At 54.0% G+C, this 22,991-nt stretch carries 14 protein-coding genes; 2 read left to right on the top strand and 12 right to left on the bottom strand.

Features of this window, described 5'->3' with window-relative positions; translation table 11 throughout:
• The first annotated feature begins 295 nt into the window (after nucleotides 1-295).
• Both F1593_RS10735 and F1593_RS10730 read left to right on the top strand, forming a co-directional pair.
• Nucleotides 296-2,158 carry a DNA primase family protein gene (locus F1593_RS10735; RefSeq protein WP_149401559.1) on the top strand — a complete coding sequence of 621 codons (1,863 nt, stop codon included), beginning with the start codon at nucleotides 296-298 and terminating at the stop codon, nucleotides 2,156-2,158.
• Between the two features lie 361 nt (nucleotides 2,159-2,519).
• Complete coding sequence (locus F1593_RS10730) at nucleotides 2,520-3,227, top strand: hypothetical protein (RefSeq protein ID WP_149401558.1); 708 nt, start codon at nucleotides 2,520-2,522, stop codon at nucleotides 3,225-3,227.
• Nucleotides 3,228-3,252: 25 nt separating this feature from the next.
• Here the strand turns inward: F1593_RS10730 and F1593_RS10725 are convergent, their stop codons facing one another.
• From F1593_RS10725 to F1593_RS10670, 12 genes are all read right to left on the bottom strand, one after another.
• Entirely contained in the window at nucleotides 3,253-3,486 is a 234-nt protein-coding gene (locus F1593_RS10725; protein ID WP_149401557.1) for a hypothetical protein, read from the bottom strand.
• Nucleotides 3,487-3,543: 57 nt separating this feature from the next.
• Nucleotides 3,544-4,899 carry an ABC transporter substrate-binding protein gene (locus F1593_RS10720; protein ID WP_149401556.1) on the bottom strand — a complete coding sequence of 452 codons (1,356 nt, stop codon included), beginning with the start codon at nucleotides 4,897-4,899 and terminating at the stop codon, nucleotides 3,544-3,546.
• A gap of 56 nt (nucleotides 4,900-4,955) precedes the next feature.
• The gene (locus F1593_RS10715) at nucleotides 4,956-5,846 is read right to left on the bottom strand and encodes a carbohydrate ABC transporter permease (RefSeq protein WP_149401555.1); all 891 of its coding nucleotides are present in this window, start codon (nucleotides 5,844-5,846) and stop codon (nucleotides 4,956-4,958) included.
• Between the two features lie 78 nt (nucleotides 5,847-5,924).
• Nucleotides 5,925-6,782, bottom strand: a complete 858-nt coding sequence (locus F1593_RS10710) for a carbohydrate ABC transporter permease (RefSeq protein WP_235932549.1) — start codon at nucleotides 6,780-6,782, stop codon at nucleotides 5,925-5,927.
• Between the two features lie 153 nt (nucleotides 6,783-6,935).
• Nucleotides 6,936-10,607, bottom strand: a complete 3,672-nt coding sequence (locus tag F1593_RS10705) for an MBL fold metallo-hydrolase (RefSeq protein ID WP_149401553.1) — start codon at nucleotides 10,605-10,607, stop codon at nucleotides 6,936-6,938.
• 928 nt (nucleotides 10,608-11,535) lie between these two features.
• Nucleotides 11,536-13,125, bottom strand: a complete 1,590-nt coding sequence (locus F1593_RS10700; protein WP_371873812.1) for an o-succinylbenzoate--CoA ligase — start codon at nucleotides 13,123-13,125, stop codon at nucleotides 11,536-11,538.
• Nucleotides 13,126-13,153: 28 nt separating this feature from the next.
• Nucleotides 13,154-14,278 (bottom strand): o-succinylbenzoate synthase, encoded by a 1,125-nt coding sequence (gene menC / locus F1593_RS10695; protein WP_149401551.1) that lies wholly within the window; start codon nucleotides 14,276-14,278, stop codon nucleotides 13,154-13,156.
• A gap of 426 nt (nucleotides 14,279-14,704) precedes the next feature.
• Nucleotides 14,705-15,523 carry a 1,4-dihydroxy-2-naphthoyl-CoA synthase gene (gene menB / locus F1593_RS10690; protein ID WP_149401550.1) on the bottom strand — a complete coding sequence of 273 codons (819 nt, stop codon included), beginning with the start codon at nucleotides 15,521-15,523 and terminating at the stop codon, nucleotides 14,705-14,707.
• 95 nt (nucleotides 15,524-15,618) lie between these two features.
• Nucleotides 15,619-16,482: a 2-succinyl-6-hydroxy-2,4-cyclohexadiene-1-carboxylate synthase gene (gene menH, locus F1593_RS10685; RefSeq protein WP_216368839.1), complete on the bottom strand. Its 864-nt coding sequence runs from the start codon at nucleotides 16,480-16,482 to the stop codon at nucleotides 15,619-15,621.
• A 5-nt stretch (nucleotides 16,483-16,487) separates the two neighbouring features.
• A complete protein-coding gene (gene menD, locus F1593_RS10680) occupies nucleotides 16,488-18,377 on the bottom strand; it encodes a 2-succinyl-5-enolpyruvyl-6-hydroxy-3-cyclohexene-1-carboxylic-acid synthase (protein WP_235932547.1) in 1,890 nt (629 codons plus the stop codon).
• Nucleotides 18,378-18,386: 9 nt separating this feature from the next.
• The gene (locus F1593_RS10675) at nucleotides 18,387-19,868 is read right to left on the bottom strand and encodes an isochorismate synthase (protein WP_149401549.1); all 1,482 of its coding nucleotides are present in this window, start codon (nucleotides 19,866-19,868) and stop codon (nucleotides 18,387-18,389) included.
• Nucleotides 19,869-20,426: 558 nt separating this feature from the next.
• Nucleotides 20,427-22,883: a DNA polymerase domain-containing protein gene (locus F1593_RS10670; RefSeq protein WP_149401548.1), complete on the bottom strand. Its 2,457-nt coding sequence runs from the start codon at nucleotides 22,881-22,883 to the stop codon at nucleotides 20,427-20,429.
• Nucleotides 22,884-22,991 lie beyond the last annotated feature (108 nt).

Below are 22,991 nucleotides of genomic sequence, written 5' to 3'. Positions count from 1 at the left end.
CGTCGTGGGTCTGGGAGGGCCTGAAGTGCTTCGTACAGTGAGAGCAACGAAAGGCTTTCTTCATTCGTCACGGATGCTCTCTTGAGCGTCAAGGTAGTATAATCCATATGAGATTTCCTTTGTAGTTTTGAAGTTTTTTGTATTCTACAAGGAAATCTCTTTTTTTTCACCTCCTCTAGGAGAATTGGAAAGCCCTGCTATTGGGATAGATTACACGGTATTACACGATTGTTTGAACATTTAGTAAACAGGCATTCTGCGCATACTATTCCCTGCTTAGACAGGATGAGTTTGTATGACACAATTATCACTCAGGCCGCTTGGCGAGCCAGATTTACAGGCCGCCCTTGATGCGATTGTCTATATGGATGAACATCAAGAGGCCGCTCCCTTCCCGGAGAATGCCGGGAAATATTCCCAGAATATCCAGGCGCTGATAGAGGCATTACAATTCGATGGCTTCGATGCCTATCAGCAGGAACGCACACATTTCTTTCATGAATATGGTCACGCAGCCGTGTTGTTTGCGACCTATGGGGCTAATCAGGAGGCACGTGCTCAAGCAACACAGCAGCGCTATCCTGAGCCAGCACCAGTTGATCCGGCGATGGTGATGGAGTGCTACGCTGAAAATGAATATGGGGATGCTCTCCTCTTCACACAGGTGTTCGCCGGACAGGTCTGCTATGATCATACCGCTAAAAAATGGTATCTGTGGAGTGGACACTACTGGCAGCGCGATATCACTGGACATATCCGTATCCTGATCGCGGGCAAACTTGGATCGGTCTATCTCACAGCCGCCTCCGAACTCAATACCCGGCTTGCGGCGTTAGAGCTGGCAATCAAGCCTCTTCAGAGCAAGCTGGCGGAGAAGGATAAGCGTGAGGAGCTCGACTACCTGCAAGATGAATACAAGCAGGTTCAGGCAGAAATCAGACAAATGCAAGCGCGAGCGAAGGAGTTGCGCAGCACCCGGCGTATGAACAGCGTTTCAACCTTCATCCAATCCCTGATGGGCGTGACATCCAGTCAATGGGATACGAATCCCTGGCTGATTGGTACTGCAGATGGCGTAATTGATCTGCATACCGGCACGTTTCGCGATGGTCGTCCTGATGACTGCATCCAAACCATTATCCCAACGGCATGGACTGGCCTCTCGGCAGAATGTCCACGCTTTGAGCGCTTCCTCCAGGAGATCTTTGCGGATAATCCAGATAGCGCGGCGGTGATCCCTTTTCTCCAACGGCTGTTTGGTTATGGCATGACCGGCCTGACCAACGAGGCCATTTTCCCGATCTTTTATGGTGAAGAGGGCCGCAACGGCAAAGATACCCTGCTGGGCATTCTGAAAGATGTCCTCGGCCAGCTTGTGGGAGCGGTCAGCAACGATGTTTTTGTATCAGGCGATAAACTGCGCACCGGGGGATCGGCCACGCCGCACCTCTGCGATCTGCAAGGGAAGCGTCTGGTCTGGGGTAGCGAGACCAAACAGGGCGATAAGCTAAACATCCATCAACTCAAACAGCTTACCGGCGGCGGAGATGTTCCGGCGCGCCAGCTCTTTGGAGAGCAATACAGCTTCACGCCCACACATAAGCTCCTCCTCATGACCAACTTCAAGCCACATGCAGATGCCAACGACAAAGCATTCTGGACACGTGCCTGTCTGGTCACCTTCGGCATCCGCTTTGTGAGCGATCCAAAAGCAGCCAACGAACGCACAGCCGACACCCATCTCAAAGAAACCATCCAGCAGGAAGCAGCGGGTATTCTCGCCTGGCTGGTTCGAGGCTGCCTGTCCTGGCAACGTGACGGCCTGAACATCCCTCAATCCGTCAAGATCGCCACAGAAGAATACCGCAAGGAGGAAGACAACATCCACCAATTTTTAACCGAGCGCTGTAACCTGGGCAATCCTCAAGCGCGCACAAAAGCCAAACAACTCTATGAAGCATACAAAACGTGGAGTAAGGAACAGATCAATTACGCCATGAACAATGCTCAATTTAGCAAAGCACTGACAAAAATGAACATAGCAAAGGAACGCACAAAACAAGGGAATGTGTACTTTGGAATCAGCCTGATCCCCATTGATGAGGATGGTGAACTGTTTCCACAGGATAAACATCCTGACAAGGAGATGACAAACTGAGTGGATCAATATCCACATGGGTATAGCCGGGTGTATGGACTTTTTTCAGATCACATCAAATGCATTCCGGCTAAAACCGCTCCAGAAGCCAGATCAGGCATATATCACCGCTAAAAAAAGTGTATGGGTGTAGTCTGAGTGCACAAAGTTTCATACTTGTACTATATATACCTGTGTACAGGGGTTATAGATTGCATTTTCCCTACACCTATACACTCCGATAAGACTAAACGCGCTCTACAGGCGGCTTTAAATGGGTATACACAAAAAAAAGTCCATACACCCAAGCTACACCAGTAGTAAACACATTTTCCTTGCCACAGCTCTTTTTGTGGTCATTGTTGTCTAGCGACGGAGGTACATGATGGGTAAATTACTAGATGTGAACACATGTGATATAGAAGCATTCTATCGGGGTAAAACGCTGCTGGCAGAGAAGCGACCAACCTTTCTGGTTGCGCGTAAGCAAGATGCAGACAGAATTCAGCAAGCTGCAGGTAAGCTAATCCATGTAGTGGCAACCGCATCTCCTACAGGCGCACGCAACGCAGTCAATGAGGGACGCTTACGACGGCAACCATTTGTATTTGTCGCCTTTGGCACAGATAAAGCCGATGAAGAAGCAGCGCACTACTGGCTAAACAAGCTCGATCCCGCCAAAAGTATCCGCTATCGACCACTCATGCAGGATGTCAATACAATGCATACACGCGGCCTGAACATCCAACAGTGGATCACAGATGGGATCGCCTACTGCGTCCCTAATCCCAACATCTCCTCACATGAACCAACTCTACCAGCCGAACCAATTGGGCCAACGATACCAATCGAGCCTGTAGCAGAATCCGAGCAGCAGCCAGCGCCTGTTCCAGTTCCTGTGCCAGAGAAGGAGAAGGAGAAAGAGAAGGAGAAAGAGAAGGAGAAACCATTGCCAGCCACAGATATGCCACCGATATCCTGTTCCGCTGGTCACGAAATCCAGTTGGTAGAATACAGCTATTATGACCTCAAGCAAGTCCTCATCACCGGCAGAATGTGGACCTGCGAATGCCTCACCAGCAAATATTGATCCCAAATCCGGGCATGAAGCGCCATCATTGCCTACCTGCGCGATAGGTTGGGATCACCGTGTAGGTGCGTGCCGAGGTCGCAACCGAGATGCGCTTTCCCCTTCCTCGCACCACCATCTCGCCCCAACGCATCCGTATGTTCCCCATCGTTGTGCTCGGCGTGAGATACAGAGCGGTCGGGCGAGATTGATCGTACGATAAACGGTGCATCGACCTGCGCTGGCGCTTCGTGCAATGCCCACGTGACCCATCAGGCACACGTTTCCCATCATGCCCACATGACCCATGATTACAATCGATAATGTCATGGATGTTTTATTTGAGTTTGAAGGGACAGTATTGTTGCATCTGGGGTTGGATGCGGGTCTGGACTTCGTTGAGGGCCTGGGCCGGGGTTTTATTTCCGATCAGGACGGCTTGCTGGGCGCTAGTCATGGCATCCCACATTTGTGCTCCTACGGGAAGGGCGGGACGACTCTGGGAGTATTTCATGAGTCCCTGGAAGAAGCGTTGCGGTCCCGCGAAGAGGCGGTTGTCCTGATATAAGGAGGCCCAGGTTGGGAGGTGGCCGGTTACACGATTGTAGATGCGCTGACCCTGTGCGCCTGTCATGAAGCGCATTAAACGATAGCCGCCTGCTACGTTGGGTGCGCCCGCTGGCATGACCATGGCAAAGCCGCCAGACCAGGTGGAGGGCTTATCTCCTCTGTGTGCGATGGGCAGATAGGTAATCCCATAGTTCATGGTGGGTGCATAGTTTTGCAGGTTAGTGGTATTCCAATTCCCATCAACCGAGATCGCCAGATGTCCGGTGTAGAAGGGGGTCTGGCTGGGCGGCGCGTTGGGCGGCAGATAGGTTGCCAGGAATGTCGCAACTCTTTGATAGTTCAACTCCCTGGCCCAACGGGCATAATTCTGATACGTCTGCATGATCGCCGGTTCGGTCAACGTTACCTGACAGGTCTTCTGATTATAATATCTGGCCCCAAATTCCAGGGCCCACGTGGCATGCTCGCCTTCACCATCCCAGGGGATTAAGCCTAGCCGGGTATAATTGCCATCGGCATCGCTTCTATTCAACTTCATCGCCAGCGCCATCAAGGTATCAATCGTAACTGGCCCTTTGCGGGGGTCCAGAAGCGCTGGATCGATACCGCTCTGCCTCAAGATGTCCTTGTTATAATAGACGGCACGCGCATCGGTCTCGAATGGGAGACCATACACGCCACCCTGGTATTTGACCTCGTTCCAGGCAAAGGGCAGATAGCTCCGCGCCAGATGGTGATCATCTTTCGCGATCTCAGGGGCGATATTCTTCAGTAAGCCAATCGACGCCTGCTGGCTCACAGTAAAGCGATCAATCATGTAGACATCCGGTGGAGAGCCTCCACGGACAGCGGTGATCAGCGAGGTCGCATCGCCCGTGCCCTGCGCAGGCATACCAACTATCCTGACATGCAGATCGGGATTCTGTTTCTCAAAGGCCGCAATCACAGCCTCCTGTGCTCTTGTCCCGATGGGATCAGTGGCTGTGGTCCAATACACCACCTCATGCGCATCGCGTGTCCCTGTGAAAGAAAAAGGGAAAGCACAGGCAGATAATGCAGTATTGAACAGGAACAGCAACAACAATCCAACACACGCTCTGACAAAAGCTCGATAGTCCTTCATACTCCCTCCTCTGGATGCAGGCACAGCAAGAAGATACAGCATCCTCTGCTCTGCGGTTACTTGATACTACTCAACGAGACACCTTCGATAAAGAAGCGCTGACAGGCAAAAAACAGGAAGACAATCGGTATGACAACCAGAATCGAGGCCGCCATCAGCAAGTTAAACTGGATATCATGTGTCGAGCGGAAAGCCTGCAAGCCAATCGAGAGAGTATGTAAGCTATCGTCTTGCAAATAGATCAAGGGGCCCATAAAGTCATTCCAGGCTCCGACCGCCGCCAGGATTGCCACCGCGCCGATAGCCGGTTTCGCCATTGGAGCCGCCACCAGCCAGAGGATACGCCATTCGCTCGCGCCATCAATACGCGCGGCATCCAACAATTCTTTTGGTATTTGCAGCAAAAACTGGCGCAGCAAAAAGATATAGAACGCGCTTCCCAGAAAGGTTGGCACGACCAGCGGCAACAACGTATTAATCCAATGCAGCCAGGCAAACAGATCGAATAAGGGAATGATGGCTATCGGAAATGGGATAAAGATCGTGATCAGGACCAGATAAAAGATCAGATTTCGCCCACGCCATTCGATGCAGGCAAAGCCATAGGCTACCATCAGATTGGAGAGAACCGCCCCCAGCGCCGCCAGGACGGTATACACCACTGTATTGAGGAAGTAGTTCAAGAAAGGAATGGTAGTAATGGCCCGGACAAAATTGTCCCACGCCCACTGTTGCGGCCATACCGTCGGCGGCGTAATCGCCAGCTCAGGATTCGTCTTGAGCGCGGTATTGATCATCCAATAGAACGGTATCAGGAACAGAAGAGAGGTTGCAATCAAAAAGACACGCGTCCAGATGTGTTTATGACTGTACTTGATTGGACTCTTCTTTCGCCTCTGGGGCAGGCTCACCTCAGTAACCACCACTGGCCTGGCAACAATTTTCATCCAAAACCTGCTTTTCATGCTATCATTGCGCACAATATGGGAACCAATTACGAGATATCCAACATATGACGTGTCCCTTCACGAGGCGTCATAATTGACAAAACGCTGGCTGAACCAATAAAGTAGGAGCGCTAAGACAAGACCGAAGAGGAACAACATCACGGCCAGGGCACAGGCATAACCAAGCTGTGCATAGCTAAAGGCGTTTCGATACAGATAATACATGTAGAATAAGGTTCCGTTGGCGGGACCACCGGCTGTCATGATATAAGCCTGCTGGAACACTTGCAGTCCACCACTCACACCTGTGATCAGATTAAAGAGGATTGCTGGCGAGAGCAGTGGTAGGGTAATGCGCAAGAAGCAGCCCAGGTGGCTGGAGCCATCGATACGCGCCGCTTCATACAATGTCTTCGGAATACCATTCAGGCCAGCCAGAAAGATCAGGGCCGCATTGCCAGCACCCAACTGGGCCATCACCACCATCACAACCTTGGCCCCCGTGGGATCACTGAGATAATCCATTTGTGGCACGCCAAAACGTCCTAACAACGAGTTCACCAGACCATACTGTGGATTGATCAGGACGATAAAGATAAACGACAGGGCGAAAACAGGGATAATCGAGGGGAGATACAACGCGGTACGATAGAGCGAGACTTCTTTGACCTCGCGATGCATAGCCAGAGCCAGCAAAATGGAGATGATCAATCCGATTGGCACAGCCAGGGCCGCATAAAAGAGCGTATTCTGAACAGACATACCGACAAGTGGATCAGTAAACAAGCGGATATAATTTTGCCATCCCAACCAGACAGGCGGCTGAATACCTGAATAGCGAAAGAAACTGATCACGAACGAATAGATGGTAGGATACAGCACGAAGAAAGAAAAGCCCACGATCCAGGGACTAATAAACAGTAATCCCTTCAGCAAATGAGCACGCTCTCGTTTGCCTGCGTATATACTCCTGCCAGCAACCACCATTGCCTCCTGACATAGAAATATCCGGTTGATTGTACAACCACGTTATTGTACGGTTTATCAGATATCAAACATTATACCACAATATATCCGTATCGATAGCATCTATAGCTCGACAGTGGGGATGCGTAGTTCTAATTGCCAGCCTGTTTCTTCATTAAAGATGCGTTTTGCCTCTTCTTGGGCTTCACTGCTCATGATGCCGGTGCCAGTGAAGGTCACACGTTGCTGCTCATGGAAGATCAGGGGCTTGCCGATGATGTGCGCGTCAATAGGGATGAGCTGGCGGGCAATGCGGGTCAGGGCGTTGACATGTACACGCTGATGCAGTTCTACATTCCAACCTGTCTGGGCTGTGATGGCGGCAAAGCGCTCGGCGTATTGTTCCCGCGCATGATCTGGGAAGTGAAAATGGAGCCACAGGTTGCCGCGCTTAGGATCAGCACTTAACTGATAGAGATCCTGGGCGTCGCTCAGCAGTTCGCCAGCCTTCGCCAGCGCAAGCGGCTGTGAGACACGCGGCATAGCTTCCTCTGCTGCTATATCCACTACTTCGAGGGCGGCAGAAACCATCTGAACGCCGTCTGTGCCCTCTAGCACCGGAGCAGCACTACTTGCACCAGCTACAGCGTGTGTATCCTGTTTATCCTGTCTATGCGCGGCCTCAGCAACGCTGATGGAGGAGGTTATTTTCAATTCAAGTCCTTGTATCTCAAGCGTCCAGGCGGTTTCGTCTGCGAACTGGCGCTGTGCTTCATGGATCGCTTCGATCTCCGCGCTGCCGTTACAGAGCAAGCCCACCGTCTGCCGGTCCCAATAGATCGAGGGACGCCCAACGACTGTCAGGCCATCTGGTATCAGGCTATGCGCCATCGCTACCAGAGCATCCTGGGTTGGTGTCACGGGATAAAGCACGACATGCCAGCCGGTCCGCTCCTCAAGCTGCGCAAAGCTCGCGCTATAGCGTTGCAAGGCCACATCAGGAAACTCAAAGCGCACACGCAGCGTATAGTTCGCCTTCTCCAATCCCACCTTGCGGAAGCCAGCCAGCGTATTCAGCAGCTCGCGGGCACGGACAATAGCCTCATGCTCGGCTACAGGTTGCCGCGTGGAAGTAGCATCAAGATTGACTGCTGCCCCCGAGCTTAGCGCTGGCGCAGTTGCCGCCGGGACAGTAGATGGCTCTGCCATACCGACAATCTCTAGCGACCAACCCGTCTGATCCAAAACAATATCTTGCGCGGCCTGTACAGCCTCTTCGCTACAACTGCCACGGCAGGTGAAACGGATCACCTTGCGCTCATTGAAGATAGAGGGATTCCCCTGGCTGCTCAGACCTTCCGGCAACTGCTTTTGTACAAAAGAACTTAACTCGCCGAGAGGAGTCTGGGACGAGATGGTCACCGTCACGCCGGTCTCTTCGGCCACGAGATCGAGCACTTCATGGTAGCGCCGCCACGCGCCCTCAGGATAAAGAAAGGTCAGGGTTACATTCCCGGTCTCGGTATCCAGGCTGCGGCGGATCAGTTCGGGAGGATTGCCAATATAGTTCTCCAGGGTCGCGAGAATCCAGTTTTGATCCGGGCGCTCACGCTGCTCAGGCTCAGCCAGCGCCTCCTGCCAGGTGTCTGCCAGCCCATAATGGATTAATCCCTCCCCATCGATAAAATCATCATAGGTGGTAAAAATAGCTGGATGCTGTTGGATCAGTTTGGCGACCGCCAGCCGCTCCTCAAGCGCATGCACAGAGACACCGGCCAGTTCACAGAGATCCGAGAGGGTATAACTGGTGTCTTCTTCACAGGCGCATGCCAGTTCATGCGCGGAAAGTCTTCGACGCAGGCGGCGGGCGGTACGCACACTCGTTGTAAGGGTTTCACGCTCACTCAGGCCCTCTTCATAGGGTAAAGGACCAATCACCTCTAGCAGAGCGCGTAAGGGAAAGCGCGTCCGATCATTGGACTCACCACGTGGAAAGAGGACACGCAAGGTATCGCGCGCGTCAATCGAGCGACACAGCACCGGCTTGGCGGCACCGGGATTTGTCCGTAGCAGGATAATGCGCCCCACAAGGTTGCGCAACCGCTCCTCACGTGTCTCCTCCTGCGTGCGGCGGACATAATAGGCCTCTGAGATTTCTGAAACCGGCACAAAAAAAGGATCATCGTATGGTTGCTCATCATCCAGCACATCCTGCAGCCACAGCGCATGCTCAGGGATCGCGCTATCCCCATACCAGATTGTGACCAGATCGCGTACCGTGACCACCTGATAGGATGGTTTCAATGCCAGCGCGCTCCAGAGTTGTTCCAGATGGGAGGCATTGAAAATCACGCCCTCACCAATGCCGTAGGGCAAGCTCTCGGTAATAGCGGCAGGCTTCTCAACTGGCTGTGAGGCATAGGCATAGGCGGCACGACTCTTCTTGCGGGCGGATAGATCGAGGGTATCGCCATTTGTGGGCAGCAGCACTTCGCTCTCTTCTAGCAATTGCACCAGGGCATGGCGTGCATCTTCATCCCCATGCACCAGCGCCACGCGACGCGGCTTTAACTGGGCCGAATAGGATGCCAGTTCGCCGCCATCAGCATGCGCGGAAAGGCTATATTTCGCGACCGCACATTGAACCGGCACCTGCTGCCCATCCAGTACCAGCACATCCTGCTTATGATCGGCCACATCGAGCAGGCGCTTGCCTGGCGACTCTTCATCCTGATAACCAGTAATCAGGATCGATGCTTTCGGTTCAGGGGCCAGGCGGGCCGCATACCAGGCACTCGGACCGCCGGTAAGCATACCTGAACTGGCGATAATGCAGGCGGGAGGACCATCAATAATGCTCTGGCGCTCTTTCGCATCCCGCACAAACGTCACATTATCGCCCTGGAAAGGCAGGAAGCCCTTGCGGATCTGGCGCTCCAGACGCGGCGTAAGCGCCTCAGGCATCAATTGATAGGCCGTACAGACGCGCCGTATCAAGCCATCCACATAAATCGGAAAGACAGGCACAATCCCCTGCTCCTGAGCCGCCTGCAAGAGCAACAGGATCTCCTGGCCGCGTCCCAGGCCGAAGCAAGGCAGCAGTACATGTCCGCCGTTAGCAAGACCCGCCGCCACCGCCTGGGCCATACGCTGCTCTTCAGCCTGTCGATTGGGATGCAGCCGTGCCCCATATGTCGATTCAAGGATCAACAGGTCAGGATGCTTCAGATCTGGCGGGACCGCTCCCAGCACCGTCCGCTGCGGCGTCAGACTGATATCCCCTGAGACGACAATACTTTCGTGCTCGCTGGCAAAACCCAGACTCATCGCCCCCGCGATATGGCCTGCCCGACTGGTATGAATCGTGATGCCCGGCAATTGTGTCAGAGTACAACTCTCGCCGACCGGGATTGGGCGCACCCTGGACAACATACTGCTCACCAGAGTCGCCGGATAAAGAGGAATCTCCATCTCCTCCACGGCCCGCTTATTCATAATCTTCAGCGCATCGGCCAGCATGATCTCCATCAACAGATTCGTAGCGCGTGAAGTAAAGATAGGAGCCGAAGGAAAAGCGCGATGCAAGAGAGGAAGGGCACCAATATGGTCAGCATGGGCATGTGTCACAAAGATAGCCTTCACATCTTTGCCCTCTAACAGCGCCAGATCAGGCAGCGGATCGGCGGCACGATCCACCCGCACGCCAGCATCCACCACAATCCACTGCTCCGCGATATTGATAGCCACACAACTGGCACCCACACCAGAAGCGCCACCAGCGAAGATAACCTGCATATGCTCCCTCACCCTCTTCTCAATAATCCTTGCGCCAAACACACCCTGTGCTAAACCATTCTAAACGGTCATTCCTGGCATGTCAACAAAATCCCAGGACATTGTACTGAACGCCTGTCCGTAAGCCACTTGTCATCGAAGTAAGAAAGCCAACATGATAAGAGTGGAACATCAGTAGGAACAAATAAATGGCAGCACAAATCCTCTGCCCTATGGTCAATGGGCAGCTCAACCTTGTAGCTGTTCTGGTAATATTGGCGGATCATATCACACGTGGGATTATTAATATACTAAGGCAAGGTTCAAATGGATGTGACAGTTGTGAACGATGGAAACACCCACAAATAAATCCTGAAGCCGCTCAGGAGGCCCTCTCAGGATTTATTTTTCACAGTGTGGGTTGTTCAAAGTTGTCACATTGATCTGAGCTCATTCTGAACCATGCCTTAACAATTCAATTTGTTACTGCAAAGCAAGCCAGCGCGCTTATGGCAGGAGAAACGGTGGGACGCCCTGATAACTACCTGGTCTGCTACGTCAAGGTACAGGGTCCATTCCAATTTGAGCAAAATCATGCACCCCATATACCAGGCATAAAAGCAACCACAACGGCGAATACAGGTGATGTGGTTTTTGATGGGCATTCAGGAAATGCCCTTGTATGGGGAGTGTATTGATACTAGCCATTTTTTTAGACCAACAGAAGAGATTTCTATCATTGAAACCTCTTCTGTTGGCCGCGCTATGTAAGCTGCCACTATACTACCGCAAATGAAGCGATCCCTAACGTTCCCTCTGCTCATTTAAACCTCTCATGCGACACGGATGTGCCTTCGGAGGCTCTTATTAACGGTCTGTTTTGCATCTCATACATCGATATAATCGTACAACTCACCCGTAAAGGGTGGCGCTACGGTGGTTTCCGCGGTTACATTGGTTCTTGTGTGCTGGCGGCTGGTAGGAGCTTGTTTAGCTCGCGTCGGAGCAGTTTGCCGGAGGAGTTGCGCGGCAGTTCCGCAACCAGATAGATCCGGCGCGGCTGCTTAAAACGGGCGAGTCGGGTCGATACATATTCCAATAGTGCCTCCATCGTGAGCGCGCTGCCAGCCTGGAGGTGCACAAACGCGATGGGAACCTGTCCCCACTGCGCATCGGCCTCACCACATACGCCAGCCTCAATGACCTCTGGATGCGAGAGCAGGGCAGCCTCGATCTCAGCAGGATAGACATTCTCACCGCCCGAAATGATCAAGTCGCTGCGCCGATCCAGCACATAGAGATAGCCCTCCTCATCCACATAGCCGATATCGCCGGTTGCCAGCCAGCCATCCTGAATCGTGGATGCGGTGGCCTCTGGTCGATGATCATAGCCTCCTGTGATGCTTGGTCCTTTGAGGCAGATCACGCCCGCTTGATTGGGTTGCGCCACTACATCCTCATGCATGATGCGCAACTGGACTGGTAAGAGTGGGCGACCAGCCGAGCCGAGCTTGCGCAGCGCATCCCTGGGGGATAACGTGACCGCCTGTGAACAGGATTCCGTTAAGCCATAGGATTGCACCACCGGGACCGCGCGCCTGGCACAATCCTCTAACAGCGTCCTGGGAGCTGGCCCGCCACCCAACAGCACACAGCGCAACCATGTCGGATACCGTCCATCTCCCTGTTCAGCATCTAGCGCGGCCAGCATACGCTGCAGCATCACTGTAACCACCGAAATAATTGTCACCTGCTGCTCACGTAGCGCCTGATTAATCACCTGTGCATCAAATTTCTCATATACCGCAATGCGAATCCCATAGATCACATTCTTGATCAGGATCGAAAGGCCCCCGATATGGAAAAGCGGCATACACAGTAGCCAGCAATCCTCCGGCTGATGGCCCAGATTGAGCGCCGACCCAAGCGCATTCCACCACTGCATGCCATAGGTTACCATCACACCCTTGGGCATGCCCGTCGTACCGGAAGTATACATAATAGACTGAATGGCCGACAGATCAATTTCAGCGCGCAGAGGAGCCGTTGGACTCATCGCCACCCCCTGCAGGCGCACTCGATCAGAACTGGCATCCCATACAGCCGTCCCACGGGTCAGCGCAGGAGAATGGTGTGTGATCTCATCAGCGCGGATGGTATAGTGCTCATCCGTGATCAAAGCCATCGCCCTGACATCCTGCAACAGCCAGAGCTGCTCATCCAGGGTCAGGCGTACATTCAGCGGAACCAGGATAGCGCCCAGGCGCATCAAAGCATGCACGCAGGCAATAAAAGGTAAACCATTGCTCGCCAGCACACCCACCCGGCTCCCCTCCTGGATACCCAGCGTCGCAAACTGCTGCGCCAACTCGCTGGCCTGCTGATCCAGATCCGCAAACGTCCAACTCACCTCACGCGTACTGACAGCCACCTGTCGGGGAGTATTTTCCGCGCAGCGCTTGAGCCAGTTTGGCAGAAGGGTTGTCCCTGTATTCGTATAAGTATGAGTATTTAAAGTATTTGCTGTAAATGCTGCTATTTCGTTCACATGTCGCCTCGCAACTAACTCATTGATATTTTGCCAGAGCCGCTTTATCCAGATGCACACCCAGCCCCGCCTGTCCCGGAAGGGCCATATGACCATGCTTCACAGGGATGGTTTCCACAATCAAATCATCGGCCAGCATCTGCAACGTCGCCAATCCGCACTCCAACTGGATCTCAGGGGAGGCGGCGGCCAGTTGCAATGCGCTCATCACCCCGACTCCCGCCTCAATCGTACTTGTCACCACACAGCGCACACCCTGCACCGACGCCTCGTGAATCATCTGGCGGGCCAGAAGCAAGCCGCCGGTCAACTGTGGCTTCACAATCAAAATATCAGCCGCCTGAGCCGTCAACACACAACGTGCGCTCGCCAGATCAGAGAGTACCTCATCCGCCGCCAGAGGAATCGTCGTACATTTGCGTAACAGAGCCATCCCAGCCAGATCATCCCGTGGCAAAGGCTGCTCAACATACTGGATCTTCAGCGGCTCACACGCCCGTAAAAAAGCGCGTGCCTGCTCAAAATTCCATGCCTCATTCGCATCCAGCCGAAGATGAATAGCGGGACCGAGAGCCTCCCTGATCGACCGCGCCACCTCCAACGCCAGCTGCGTATCCCGACCCACTTTCAGCTTGACGCAGGTAAAGCCAGCCGCCACTGCCACTTCAGCCTGCCGTACCGCTATCCCCACCTCCTGCGAACCGATCACCGTATTCACCGCCACAACATCGCGTATCGGCCTGTGTTCAGCGTTCAGAGGAATAGCAGAGAGATCGGGCAGGGCCAGCAAGGCAGCAACAGAGCAATGATAGTACTGACCAGCCAGATCCAGCAACGCCGCCTCCAGCGCAAAGGACAATGCCAGCTCACCTGTTTGTTGGACTAGCGCCAGCGCGGAATAGAAGGTCTGATTGTAAAGTTGTTGAGCCACAGCAGGCAAAAGTGCCAGCACATCCTCCAGCGACCCACCCCGAAACGCAGGCAAGGGAGCACACTCACCGCAGCCAACCAGACCCGACCGCGTCTCAATCTCAACCATCACCCCCGCTCGTATCGCCAGCGTCTCATGCGCGCTGCTCAATTGACCCGGCAACGGCACCCGATAAACATACCAGCGCACCGCCCCGATCTCACCAATCTCCATTTGCACCCTTTAACCCTCATACACAGAAAGCCCGATCCTTGCGGTCGGACACCGTGCATCTGCCGGGGAGTGAGGTGTCCCCCAATACGGTTCAAATAAAAGGAATGATAAACAAAAAGGGAGGGGAATTCGTACCGCAGGGGAGAGGACAGAGCGTCGGGGAGCGATGTAGGTGCGTGCCGAGGTCGCAACCGAGGTACGCTTTCCTCGTCTCGTACGAGAAGCTCACCCGTAGGCTCTGATCCCATCTGATCCCATCATGCCAGCGCGTTGGGGCGAGATGGTGGGACGTGAACGGGAAAGCGCACCTCGGCTGCGGCCCTGGCACGCACCTACACTTCTCCATTGCCATTCCAGGTATGTGAACCGTATTGGGTGTCCCCACACCCATTCAATTCAATTCAATTCAATTCACTCTCTCCTCAATTATGGGAGGCGCGGGAAGCGGGAGAAGTCTGGTTTGCGCTTCTCCAGGAAGGCGTTCTTGCCCTCTTTACCTTCTTCAGTCATGTAGTAGAGCATGGTAGCATTGCCAGCTAGCTCCTGGATACCGGCCAGGCCGTCGGTATCGGCGTTGAAGGCGGATTTCAGGAAGCGCAGAGCAATGGGACTCTTCTCCAGGATCTCCTGGGCCCATTTGACGGTCTCTTCTTCCAGTTGAGCCAGAGGAACCACCGTGTTGACCAGACCCATATCCAGGGCCTCCTGAGCGTCATACTGACGGCAGAGATACCAGATCTCACGGGCCTTCTTATGACCAACGATACGGGCCATATAGGTCGCGCCCCAGCCAGCATCAAAGCTGCCCACACGTGGACCAGTCTGTCCAAAACGAGCATTATCCGCAGCGATGGTCAGATCACAGAGCATATGCAGGACGTGTCCTCCACCAATAGCGTAGCCAGCAACCATCGCAATCACGGGCTTCGGCAGATATTTGATCACCTTCTGCAATTCCAGTGCATTCAAGCGCGGCACACCATCATCGCCAACGTAACCGCCCTCGCCGCGCACCCGCTGATCACCACCCGAACAAAACGCCTTATCACCCTGGCCGGTGAAAATAACCACGCCAATCTCAGCATCTTCCTGACAGATGTGGAAGGCTTCAATCAGCTCATTGAGCGTCTGAGGACGGAACGCATTGCGTACCTCGGGACGATTGATGGTAATCTTGCCCATACCATCAGCCTTCTCAAAAATAATATCTTGATACTCACGAATCTTTTGCCATTCGACGGACATATCCTTCTCCTTCTATACTACCTATTTTCGTATACGTAAAAAACGCGCCAGAATATTGCTGTGTTTACGTTCGGAACACATCGTTCCTCAGGACATTATGCCACAGAACGAAAAAAGTTCCGCACAACCACCTCAAAGAGAGCTGGCTGCTCAAAATGCGTGGTATGCCCCGCGCCTGGAATAACATGATGCTCGGCCTGGGGCATTTTCGCAGCCATCTCAACCGCGATCTGACAAAACTTCTTGTCATCTTCACCGGTGATCAGGAGCACCGGAACGGTGATTTCCGAGAGACGTTCATGTAATGGCGGCTGTGCACCGGTCCCAACGCCACGCAAGCTGTTCGCCAGACCGATCTCACTATTTTTTAAGCGCTGCTGACGCAAGCCCGCACGCTTCTTGATCGGCAGACGGGATTGCGTATCAAAGAGCGGACGGCGCTCCCAGTAATCCACAAATGCCTCCAGGCCAAATTCATCAATGCAGTTAGCCAGTGCCACATCGCTACGACAGCGCTGCTCGCGCTCTTCAGCCGTAGATAATCCTGGCGAAACGCTCTCTAAGACCAACGCCCGGAAGTAGCCCGCTAACGCCGTATACAGCGCGATCCGCCCTCCCATCGAATATCCAATCAGGATGGCCTCGCCAGCAGCGATCCCCAGCACTTGCAGGGCCGCAATAATATCCGCCTGACAGTGCTCCATAGCGTAGCGCCGGGGATCTTCCGGCGCATCAGAATTGCCGTGACCCAGCATATCCAGCGCCACCACCCGCATCCCTTGCTGCGCGAAATCCGTCAGGAACGGTTCCCAATTAGCCGCACAACCGGTAAAGCCATGAATAAACACCAGGGCAGGCCGCCCTGTGGGATCTCCATGCTGGAGCACGCCCATATGAATCCCATTAACCTCAATCCTTATCGGTGACACATCATTATCACAGGGAGCTTGCATTCCCATGGTCTCTACTGTTCCTCCTGATCGCGAAGTGCGCGCTCGACAACTTGCCAGAGCTGACGATGCATAGCCACATTACTGACTCGTTCAGTACGCACCTCAATCACATGGAGTCCACCAGATTGGACACCCTGCTGAAAGGCTTGCCGGAAATCATTCCAATCGGCGACCTGCCGATACGCACCACCATACATTTGCACAACCGGCTGAAAATCCAGTCCGGTTGGCGTGCCAAATACCTGCTCAAAGTGCTCTGGATACGCAGCCTGAGGCAGGAACGAAAAAATTCCACCACCATCATTATTGATCAACACGATCACCAGATCCAGTTGATGCAGTCGGGCGGCTAAGAGCCCATTGAGATCGTGAAAGAAGGAGAGATCCCCAATCACCAGGACCGTAGGTGTTTTCCCTTGCTCCTGCTCCTGCTCACCATCTTGTGAGCGGGAGCCCGCACTGGTGCCCAGCGCGCTCGACACAATCCCATCAATTCCATTCGCGCCTCGATTGCCCACGATCCGCACCGCCCGCTCATCGCCCCAGAAAAAGGTATCCATATCTCGCACTGGCATACTATTTCCGGCGAACAGGGTAGCACCTTCTGGCAACAACGTGCTTAATTCAGTAAAGACGCGCCCCTCAAAGAGATCGGGAAAGTCGCGCAGCGCCGTCAGTAGCGCCTCACGTGTTACACGGTCGGTCCTCAGCCAGAGTTGTAACCACGCTTGATCACGGGCCACAGCATCACGGGCCACAGCGTGTCCCTGCCCTAGCTGGCGCAACCCCTGCTCTACATCCTGACAGAACAGCGCTGGATCAGCATGCACCATCTGAGTTGCCAGTTGCGTCGGCTCATTCCAACCACCATCGGCATCCACGACAATCTGAGGACAATCCGCATAGCGTTTCACATAGAGGAGTAATGGCTTGGCGGTCGGCATCGCGCCAAAGCGCAGCACCACCTGTGGCTCATGCTGCCCAATAAAGCTATCCATGCGTAAAAAGGCATCATATCCAGTCACAATCAGACTATGATCATGGGGGCCGCTGCGCAACTGCGAGAGGGGATCAGCAAGAATAGGATAGCCCAGTGTCTGTGCTAACTGCAGCAGGGGAGCAGTTAACGCTGCATCATGGTAGGGACCAGCAATAATCAAACCATGCGTGACATCCTTGAGCTGCTCAATAATCTGCGCACAGGCGGCAGAAGTTAAGCGACCCAGCGGCGCATCCTCAACCGCGATATAGGGCTGATGGTGGGGACGCCCATGCCAGGCAATTGGATCACGCTGCTCCTCAGCAGGCAAGGGTTGATCGGCCAGGGGGCCCGGCGTCAGCGGCTCACGGAAAGGAAAATTGAGGTGAACAGGACCGGCAGGAACGGCGCTAGCCAGCGCGGCAACGCGATCAGCCAGCGTACGAATATAGCGGAGTGCGGCATTCGAAGCCTCGGGCAGGGCCACTTCAGCAAACCACTTCACATGTGTTCCATAGAGGCGCAATTGATCAATCGCCTGGGGAGCGCCATTCTCACGCAACTCATGGGGACGGTCAGCGGTCAGAATAAGTAAGGGCACATGCGTCAGTCGAGCCTCGACAATCGCGGGAAAGAAATTCGCCGCCGCAGATCCTGATGTGCAGACCACCGCTACCGGACGTTCTAAACGCCTGGCCATACCCAGCGCAAAGAAGGCCGCCGAACGCTCATCCACATGCATCCAGGCCTTCAATCCAGGATGGGCCGCAATTGCCAGTGCCAGCGGTGTTGAGCGCGAGCCGGGGCAGATCACAATATTGTGTACATTAGAACGTTGTAACTCATCGATAAAAGCATTTATATACACATACGTCGGATTCTCCGCATGTAACTCATATGCATCCATATTCGCTTGTGCCATAGAAATTTCTCACTTTTCTCCACCGAGACCACGTAGCATCACCTGAAGTTTGAGACAGGACTCCTGATACTCACTCTCTGGATCAGAATCGGCCACAATACCACAACCAGCGAATAGCGTGGCCCGCTGCTTATCCACCAATCCTGAACGGAGCGCGACTGCAAACTCTCCATTGCCGCCAGTGCCAATCCAACCGATTGGTCCGGCGTACCAGCCACGATCCAGTTGCTCATCCTCGCGAATCGCCGCCAGCGCGGGAAGACGCGGATAGCCACCCACCGCGGGGGTCGGATGCAAATGCTCAATCGCTTCCAGGATGCTATGTCCCGGCAAAAGATCCCCCATAATTGGGGTTTCCAGATGCTGAATATTTTTAAGCTTTAACAGACGTGGTCCATCGGCCATCCAGACCCGCGAACACAGCCTTAAGAGCGCGTCGCGAATCGTCTCGACGACAAAATGATGCTCACCCTGATTCTTTCCATCCCTCAGCAAGGCAACTCCAAACTGCTGATCCTCTTCATCCGTCGCGCCCCGGGGAGCCGAACCAGCCAGAGCCATCGTCTGAATCTGACCATCCTCGCTACACACCAACCGCTCAGGGGTCGCACCCACAAAATACCGCTCACCGCGCTGAATCGCAAAGACATACGCGCCAGGATACGCCTCACCGAGCCGTCTCAGGGTCGCATCGACATCAAAGGCCGCATCCTGCACAATCTGCACGCCACGTGCCAGCACAACCTTCTCAAACGCGCCTGAGCGGATCTTCTCAACGCCCCGTGCCACAATCTGCTTCCATTGTTCGGCAGGCAACAGATCATGCGTCAGCGGTGCCATGCTGCTGCTCGCTGTTGCCATCTGAGATTGTGCCTGTACCTGTTGTACCGCATTCCATAGATGCGTCAGATCGGCGAACAGAGTAGTCGCGCGCGCCTCACAATCATCCTCAGCGCTGATCAAGGCATTCACAGTCAGCGCAGCCTTATCTTCATCGGCATGAAAGAGCATGTAGGGAAGGATTAAGAGGCCATCGGGAAAGTCATCCCACAATCCACTGCGGGACGTTAATGTATCGAAGGTAAAGCCACCCAACAACACAGGGCCAGAGGTATAAGCGGGCAAGGCATCGGAAACCTTTTCAATGATCGCATCTTGCCGAAGCTCCCGCCAGGCGGTTGCCGCCCGCGAGATACGTTCAACTCCTTCAGTCTCTATGGTCGTCGCCTGACCCATACCAACCAGAACGCGAGCATCCACCTCCCGCTTCCAGAAGAAACGCTCACCCAGGCCGAGCTCATGAAAAGCCGCGAAGAGAAGTAAGGGATCATAGGAAGCAACTGGAAGTGTCACGCTAACTAGAATCTGGTGTCCTGACTGAGTTGCACGTTCCCTGGCCTGCTGGAACTTTGTCACAAAGTAGTCTTGACTGTAGAGAGCGGCTTCCGTATTGGTTGTATTACACGAACTATCCGTAAAAACTATATCCATACTATCTCACCAGGATTTTAACTGCGTATTAAATCGAAAAGCAATCATAGCGTAACTATACTCTTCTATGAGCCAGATAAGTGGTAAGGAGATGCAAAAAAACCACAAAAAAAGAGAGAACTATCTCCTGTGCCGCCACACCCCTGTTGACAACGCTCAATATACGTACCGCATCGGGGCCACTTACTAACCTGTCAGCCAGGCCATGTCCGCACAAATCATCGAGGATAGTCTAGTATCAATTAAACGGGAGTATGGCCAGCCTTCTCAGCGGAGCTATATGCCACGGTGGTGAAAGAGCCAGAAGCCAAAGCAGTGCCTGTAGTATTATAGCACGTCATTGATGGATACACCAAAACGATATACCGGCACTATTGTTGTTTCACTCGACAATGAATGCACAGACCGGGACTTGTGAGAAGGAGGAAGTGCAGGTGCGTGCCGAGGTCGCAGCCGAAGTGCGCTTTCCTCTTGCTCGCACCGAAATCTCACCCCAAGGCTGTACCATGCCTCGACACCATTCTCCGGCCAGGGGGATCGTACGATGAACGGAGGCGGCTACGGGTTGCGTATCCAGCGGGGTTGCAGGGTTTCGATGGGAGGATCAACATCAAACAGGCTGGGCTGCTGCTCAAAACGGAAGAGTTGCTCAAAGGCATCTTTGGAAAATGCTTTGCTCAGACGGGCGGCATAGGAGTTGCGTAACAACTGGACATAATGTTCAACCTCATAATCGCGCCGTCCGGCGACCTCTTGATGGGTAACCAGTACTTTTTTCTGCTGTGGCTCAAGCTTGCCATCGGCCCGCTTGCGCCAATCCGTGACCACCGTCGCCTCTTCAGTTTCATCCGGTAGCCAGACATAGCCCTTACGCGTCCGATAAAAGCGCACCCGTTCCCCGACATGCCATTGTGTTCTTCCGGCATGTAGTAACGCCTCATAGGCTGGCTCAGTATGTGTCCGTCGCTGTGCCAGATAGGTCTCCGGTGCTTTGGAGAGCCTGACCCTGGTCGCCAGATCAGATGCTGGCAAACGCCGATCTCGTAGATCAGCAATGGTCTGTAAATAACACGCCCTTATGCCGACCACATCCCCAATCATCACACACTGTAGCGCCTGATGTAAGAAGCGTTCGCCAAACGGCTCGGCGCGGCTTGAACGCAAGGCCACACCATGAACCAGCAGGCGTCCACCGTAGGTCAACAGGGCATAATTCTTCACCTCATGGCTTAGCATCGCCCGATAGCGTCCCTCATATTCCAGATGTATCCCGGCGGGCAATCCCGCGCCAATCTCATTGACCAGCGCCTGTTCCTGCTGCTCGCTCCAACCGGCGGGTACAGAGAAATAGACACCATCTGTATCGGCCTCAATCAGTGCCATACCACGCTGACGCAGCGCATCCAGGATCTGTCCCAGCACAGCTCGCCCACGTCGTGTTACCTCACCTGCTGCCTTGCCATCCGCGAAAAGCGCCATCGAGCCTGCGCCCATATATCCATAGGCGGCATTGATCAGGATCTTCATGGCAGCCTGCGTGGCGGCATGATGATTGGCTTCGATTGAAAAAGGATCGGCACGCCGGGCCAGATCCTTATGTTCCAGGCGCAGATCGGTCAGGCGTCCCAGGATATTTAAGAAGATGCCCAGCCGATCACAGGAGGGTCCAATGCGAAAGGTACGCATCAGGGAGGGATATAGCGATGCCACATCGGCCTTGACAACCTGCTCAGCGATGCCAGATGCGAAGAGGTGGACCGCGCCACCTTCATGCAGGCCAGCCTCGGCACTCTGCTGGGCCGCCTGATAGGGCAGGGCTGCTCCCATACGCAAATAGCTGCGTACCAGAATCGGTTCCAATACACCCATCGCTGGACCTGCCGAGGTCAGACGCTCATAGCGCCGGGGAGCCATACTGGCAAGCGCAAAGGGTGCCCCTAAGAGCCTGCACGAAAGACCATCCACCTCTCGCACATCATCCAGCGCATAGTGCCGCACCACAGCAGGATCTGACTGATAGGTCTTGAAGATATCCGCGCCCTCAATATACACGCGATCAGGCGAGGCGAGGCCGAAATATTTCGCCACTTCCTTCAAACCATAGCTGGGAATATCGCGCACTACAAAATCATGGCGGCGCACAGCATCCAATGTATCGATCAGCTCACGTCCGGCCACGCTATAGCGCATACGCTTGCGCGCATCGGGACCAACCGCCAGCGTCTCTGGATAGCTATCCAACAGCAGCGGACCGCCCTCGCGTCCCAGTTCCAATGGCACGCGTTGCACCACCGCGCGATGCTCCAGAAAGGGCAGATCAAAGCCAAACAGATTATGATTCTCAATCACATCTGGATCGCGCTCCCGAATCAGTGCACACAACTCATGGATCAGCCGTGCTTCATCTTCAGGCGCAGGAGCCTCCAATACGCGCTCCAGACCATGGCTATCGCGTACCGCAACCAGAAAGATACGCCCACGATGAGGATCAAGGGCCGTGGTCTCCAGGTCGAATTGCAGGCGGTGTAGATCATTATAGACCAGACCCCGAAAATAGACCTTCCCGGTGCTCATCAAATACTGCTCAACCGGCCCCACCCGATAATAGTCATCCTTGAGATCAGCAAACGTATGCACAGGCCGCTGCAACCGCAGCCCGGCCCCTTCCATGATCGAGCGTTCCAATGACCGCGTATCGCGTGCAAACAACAGATAACCATATGAGGAGGCAGGCCCTTCCAATCCACGATAGCGCACCAGCACCTTCTCAGGCACCTGCACATCATGGGGCTGTAATGCCGTACCCAGATGCTCAACATCCCGCAGCGAAGTCGCCAGCAACCAGGGACGATACCGTTCCGACGAGCGAATAATTTTATCCCCAACTCGTCGCCACACCATAGCCCGCCCATCGCGACTGGCCCAGACCGAAACAATCCCAGGAGTAGGATTCCAACCAAACAAATACTCATCCTCAGCCGAAATCGACAGCATATCATCATTGCCTGCTTGCATAAACCAGTGTGCGCTCCTCACTCACTATCGAGCAAACGTTTGTTCTAATCATACCACGCCTACCCCCCATAAACCACCCTCCGGGAACAATACCACTTCAAGTTGCAT

It is taken from the genome of Dictyobacter arantiisoli, assembly GCF_008326305.1.
Taxonomy (GTDB): domain Bacteria; phylum Chloroflexota; class Ktedonobacteria; order Ktedonobacterales; family Ktedonobacteraceae; genus Dictyobacter; species Dictyobacter arantiisoli.
The sequence above is the reverse complement of the archived record's forward strand: the minus strand, read 5'-3'. Positions and strand labels throughout refer to the sequence as shown.